Origin of the sequence: Arthrobacter sp. ZGTC212, assembly GCF_002929255.1 — a bacterium.
Lineage (GTDB): Bacteria > Actinomycetota > Actinomycetes > Actinomycetales > Micrococcaceae > Arthrobacter_B > Arthrobacter_B sunyaminii.
In genome coordinates, this window is record NZ_PJIJ01000077.1 from 1 (window position 1) to 538 (window position 538).

Below are 538 nucleotides of genomic sequence, written 5' to 3' on the forward strand. Positions count from 1 at the left end.
AGTTCCCGCATCTGCCGCAGCGAGAGTGCCGGAGGCTTTTCGAGTACCACGTTCAGGCCAAGGGAGAGTGCCTCGAGGGCAAGGGAAGCGTGCGACGACGGCGGCGTGCACACAGCGACGACGTCCAGGCCTGCCCCTGCGGCGGCTGCGAGGCTGGGCGCCGTCTGGGCGAAGCCCATCTTCGCCGCAAATGCTGCTGCGCGGTCTGCGTCGACATCCACGGCCATGACGAGCTCTGCGCCCGCGAGTTCGAGGGCTTCGGCATGGGCGTGGGCTATGCCGCCCGTGCCGATGATTCCTGCGCGCGGTCGGTTGGCCTGCTCCATGGACGGTGCTCCTCGTCATTGAAAGGATTCATATTATCGATCACTATAAGTATGTGATCGATAACAATACGAAGTCAATACCCTTCGTTCGAAGTGGTGCGGCCGACGAGAAGGCGCGGCTCCTGGTCGGGTAATGCGATCCAGTACGCCGGAAGCGCCGTGACGGCACTGCACGCGAAGCAGATGCGCCTTGTCCCTTAGGCCCGGCAGCT

The 538-nt window shown here is 63.6% G+C and carries 1 protein-coding gene; it reads right to left on the reverse strand.

Going from position 1 to position 538, the window contains the following annotated elements:
* Positions 1–326 (reverse strand): Gfo/Idh/MocA family oxidoreductase (locus tag CXQ89_RS17970; RefSeq protein WP_181032433.1); only part of this gene is annotated, 326 nt, incomplete at its 3' end.
* Between the last annotated feature and the right edge of the window lie 212 nt (positions 327–538).